Source organism: Paenibacillus chungangensis (assembly GCF_042675905.1).
Lineage (GTDB): Bacteria > Bacillota > Bacilli > Paenibacillales > Paenibacillaceae > Pristimantibacillus > Pristimantibacillus chungangensis.
Genome location: NZ_JBHTJZ010000053.1, coordinates 1 through 4,276, shown reverse-complemented (window position 1 = coordinate 4,276; position 4,276 = coordinate 1). Strand labels below are relative to the sequence as shown.

4 protein-coding genes are annotated in these 4,276 nt (G+C 39.2%); all 4 read left to right on the top strand.

What is annotated here, in order from left to right; all coding sequences use genetic code 11:
- Window positions 1–1,346 precede the first annotated feature (1,346 nt).
- The 4 genes from ACFQ2I_RS19565 to ACFQ2I_RS19550 all read left to right on the top strand — a co-directional run bounded on the left by ACFQ2I_RS19565 (window position 1,347) and on the right by ACFQ2I_RS19550 (window position 3,972).
- Window positions 1,347–1,808: a DUF4365 domain-containing protein gene (locus ACFQ2I_RS19565; protein ID WP_377567239.1), complete on the top strand. Its 462-nt coding sequence runs from the start codon at window positions 1,347–1,349 to the stop codon at window positions 1,806–1,808.
- 392 nt (window positions 1,809–2,200) lie between these two features.
- The gene (locus ACFQ2I_RS19560) at window positions 2,201–2,608 is read left to right on the top strand and encodes a hypothetical protein (protein ID WP_377567237.1); all 408 of its coding nucleotides are present in this window, start codon (window positions 2,201–2,203) and stop codon (window positions 2,606–2,608) included.
- A 360-nt stretch (window positions 2,609–2,968) separates the two neighbouring features.
- A complete protein-coding gene (locus ACFQ2I_RS19555; RefSeq protein ID WP_377567235.1) occupies window positions 2,969–3,271 on the top strand; it encodes a MazG nucleotide pyrophosphohydrolase domain-containing protein in 303 nt (100 codons plus the stop codon).
- A gap of 245 nt (window positions 3,272–3,516) precedes the next feature.
- Window positions 3,517–3,972 (top strand): hypothetical protein, encoded by a 456-nt coding sequence (locus tag ACFQ2I_RS19550; RefSeq protein ID WP_377567233.1) that lies wholly within the window; start codon window positions 3,517–3,519, stop codon window positions 3,970–3,972.
- Window positions 3,973–4,276: the final 304 nt, after the last annotated feature.

The window sequence follows — 4,276 nt, the reverse complement described above, 5'->3', positions numbered from 1 at the left end:
AAGAAGAGGTTTCGAAGAAGATAATTCAGTAGCAGGGAAGCAGATTCAGCCGGACAACCCTGCACTGCCTAACCGCGTCGCGGCCACTCCCTTCGGTCGTTTAAGGCAGTGAGGGTTCGTGAATACAAGAACGTTATCCGAAACTGCTAGATATTAAAGAAATGAAGAATGTTTTTCCCCACGTGACTGGAGACTAATGTTTCAGGAAAGCCCGACAATTCAAGAGAAATATCGAAGCGTATTCGGATCAGAAGCAAGCCCGACAGTTCAAGAGAAATATCGAAGCGTATTCGGATCAGAAGCAAGCCCGACAATTCAAGAGAAATATCGAAGCATAATCGGATCCGAAGTTAGTCCGGCAGTTCAAGAGAAATATCGAAGCATAATCGGATCCGAAGTAAGCCTGGCAGTTTAAGAGATATATCGAAGCATAATCGGAACCGAAGTAAGCCTGGCAGTTTAAGAGATATATCGAAGCATAATCGGATCAGAAGTAAGCCCGGCACTTCAAGAGAATATCGAAGCATATTCGGATCAGAAGTAAGCCCGGCAGTTCAAGGGAAATTTAAGAGCTGAAGAACTATTTTTGAATGTATTTTCAGGAGGCCAGCAGCATCGGATAACACCATATTCACGCATCGGGCATTCGCCCTCGGTCCCAGAAGTGGCTTCGAAGAAGTGGTTGCTGTGGACACAACCGGCATTCGCCGGTCGTCGTGAATATATGAAACGTTATGCGTAACTTCCGAAAGACTTGAATAATACAAGAACATGAATGTGAACAACACATTGGTAAAAGGCATAGCCAACGTGATACAAGATATTATTATGAGCATGGCAGGATGCGGACTCGAAGAGGCGACAGCCAACGGAACAACAAGAATAAATAGTACGTTTTGCAAGCAAATTAGATGAAGCTGGTTTAGAAGAGCTTTTTTGCAAGTAGATTCGATGAAGCTGGTTTAAAAGAGCTTTTTTGTAAGCAGGTTCGCAGGTCTGGTTTAGAAGAGTGTTTTTGCAAGTAGGTACGATGAAGTCGGTTTAGAAGAGTGTTTTTTTGCAAGTAGGCACGATGAAGTTGTTTTTTTAAGAGCGCTTTAAGATCATGCCGGGACGTAACTCGAAGCGGGGACAGCCAACGGCACTATAACTTGAATGTTATTCAGAGAAGTCGGAAGCAACGCATAACACCATATTCACGCATCGGGGCATTCGCCCCTCGGTCCCAGAAGTAGCTTCGGAGAAGTAGTTGCTGTGGACACACCCGGCATTCGCCGGGCGTCGTGAATATACGAAACGTTAGGCGAAACCAGTGAAAGAATATATTTAGTTGAGGAGAAGTCAAGATGCCGAATATGGATTGGTCGAAGCTAAACCATCTCCAATTAGGAAGATATGCAGAATACTTCGCTAAGATGGAGTTTGCCTCATTTGGACTGGAGGTCTTCTCTTCCGAGGTAGATGATAGAGGCGTAGATTTTATAGTTAAAGATAATCAACAAAGGTATTGTGAAATTCAAGTCAAATCATTAAGAAGTTTGAATTATACATTCATGCAAAAGAGTAAATTCAATATAGATAATCCAAACCTTTATTTAACATTACTCTTATTTAAACAAGATCAGATGCCAAATGTCTTTTTAATTCCTTCAACAACATGGAGGGAACCAAACGAAGTATTTGTTGATAAAGATTATGATAAACCTGGTCAAACTAGTAAACCTGAATATGGAATTAATATATCAAGAAAAAACATGGATAAAATCGAAGAATACAAGTTTAAAGATATAATAAAGACTTTTATGTGAGTATCTCTGGATGCCACTGGCATCGCCTAACACCGTATTCACGCTACGTCGCTATCGCTCCTTGGTCCGGCCGAAGCAGGAAGAAGCGGTTTCGAAGAAGTCGACTCAGTTGCAGTGAAGCATAATCAGCCGGACAACCCTGCAAGGCTAAGTGGCAGAGCCACCCGGCAATCTGGTTGCTGCGCTTGACCAGTTTCGCTGCTTAAGCCTTTCGGGTTCGTGAATACCAGAACGTTAGGTGAAATCATCTAAATATTTAAGACACAAGAAACGAGGTGATGTTGATGAGAATTTTATCAATAATTTTAGTTCTAATAATTTGTTTAATGGGTTGCTCAAGCAATCAACCTCATGAACAGAATTTGTATGAAGCCTCAGGAGAATACTGGAACGTGAAATTTGATGACACGATTATTGAACATAATGGAATAAACTATTTTCAAATTAACTTTATCTATACAGAAAGTTTAAATGATCTTCAAGATATAGAAAGGATCACATTTGCTCAAGGAACCAAGCTTGGAACTCAACTGGTAAATCTTTATGATCCAAGTTATAAAGAAAAGTTGATACTGAAAGGGAATTACGAGGAAGAATATGAAGAAAAATATGGAATCAAGATTGAAAACATTAAAGATAGAAAAACGAAGGAATTTATAATTGAATACAATCTCATGCAAGTTGATAATGGATACACTACATTCGATGCAATTAATGATGAAAGTATAAACATCCAAATAAGTTGGGAAAGCAAAGACAAAAAGTATAATGAAGTATTGAATATTCGAGGAAGTCGATGACATCACCTAACACCATATTCACGCATCGGGCATACGCCCTCGGTCCCAGAAGCGACTTCGAAGAAGTGGTTGCTGTGGACACACCCGGCATTCGCCGGGCGTCGTGAATATACGAAACGTTATACGACAGACCGAAGCAAGAACCCAATTTAGATCAAAGTTCAGTATTTATATGGACTAGCAAGTTAACCCTGCTTATTCAAAGCATAAGTAATTGGTTCGCAAATTTGAGCAGATTCAAAGTTTAAACCAACAAAAAATCTTAAATGCGAAAACGTATACAAGCGAGAGACCCTTGATACAAAGAAGTTTCAAGAATTCAAAAAACAGGTCAAAACCTAATTGAAAGGACTGATTTCGTTGGACAAACCATTAACAATTGATTACTTGCAAGAATATATTAAGAAAACAGATTACAATCCAGATATGAAGCAACATTATTTTTACAAGTTGATTGAAGAAGTAGGTGAACTCTCTGAAGTAATTCGTAAAAATAAACGGCTAAACGATAATGAAAATCAAACAATCAAAGGAACAATTGAAGAAGAGTTATATGACGTACTTTATTATGTTGCGGCACTAGCAAATGTATATGAAATAAATTTAGAAGAGTGTTTTAAACTGAAAGAAGAATTAAATAAAGAAAAATGGAATAAAAAGTGATTGTAGGTAACTCAAGAGGTTCGTCGTAGAACACAGTATTCACGCTGCGTCGCTATCGCTCCTTGGTCCGGCCGAAGCAGGAAGAAGAGGTTTCGAAGAAGATAATTCAGTAGCAGGGAAGCGTAATCAGCCGGACAACCTTGCACTGTCTAACCGCGTCGCGGCCGTTCCCTCCGGTCACTTAAGGCAGTGAAGGTTCGTGAATACAAAAACGTTATCGGAAATTACCGAAGAGAGGTAAGAATATGAATACAACATCTCTAATTGAATGGTCAGAAGCTAATAATATAATAGACCGAACGGAACAAGGATTTATTAACTACCTAGAAAACTGGAAGAAAGAAAATAGAAGTGATTTTTTTGATACCTTCAAGGGCAAATCGAATCTGAAGTTATTGAAGACCGAGCTTAACTCGATCCAACTTACACATATAAGTGGATACGATGATTTTATTTATTGTAACTTAAGAATTTTATATTTGGGAGAAAGTATTGGAGATTATAGAATGATCTTTACCCTTGAGGGTAATCTTGAAGATGATGTAATTCATTTCGAAAAATATATAGATACGACAATCAAAGAAGGGACAATAAAAGTTGAAGTAATAAAAAGAGCTATTAAAGAGGGCTATTCAATAGAAGCTGTTTCTAAACTCGTGGATCTTGAAGAAAATATAATAAGGCCATTGTTTGTATGTTGATCGAGGAAGCCGGTAACTTCCGATAACACCATATTCACGCATCGGGCTACGCCCTCGGTCCCAGAAGCGGCTTCGAGGAAGTGGTTGCTGTGGACACAACCGGCATTCGCCGGTCGTCGTGAATATACGAAACGTTATAGGAAATTCCGGCAAAGCGTATAAAACCCAAAAACACGAACAAATATTCTATTCATAACTCTGTCAATGTGGTAAGATATAGAAGTACAATTGAATCTTGGGTGGTCATAGTTTCCCTTCGAAAGGAGGTGGAGCTATGGAGGTTAAAGACGCATTGACAATCATG

Bases quoted from the DNA above. Each gene is read 5' to 3' on its own strand.
- ACFQ2I_RS19565 (WP_377567239.1), top strand. From the start codon at position 1,347: ATGCCGAATATGGATTGGTCGAAGCTAAACCATCTCCAATTAGGAAGA.
- ACFQ2I_RS19550 (WP_377567233.1), top strand. From the start codon at position 3,517: ATGAATACAACATCTCTAATTGAATGGTCAGAAGCTAATAATATAATA.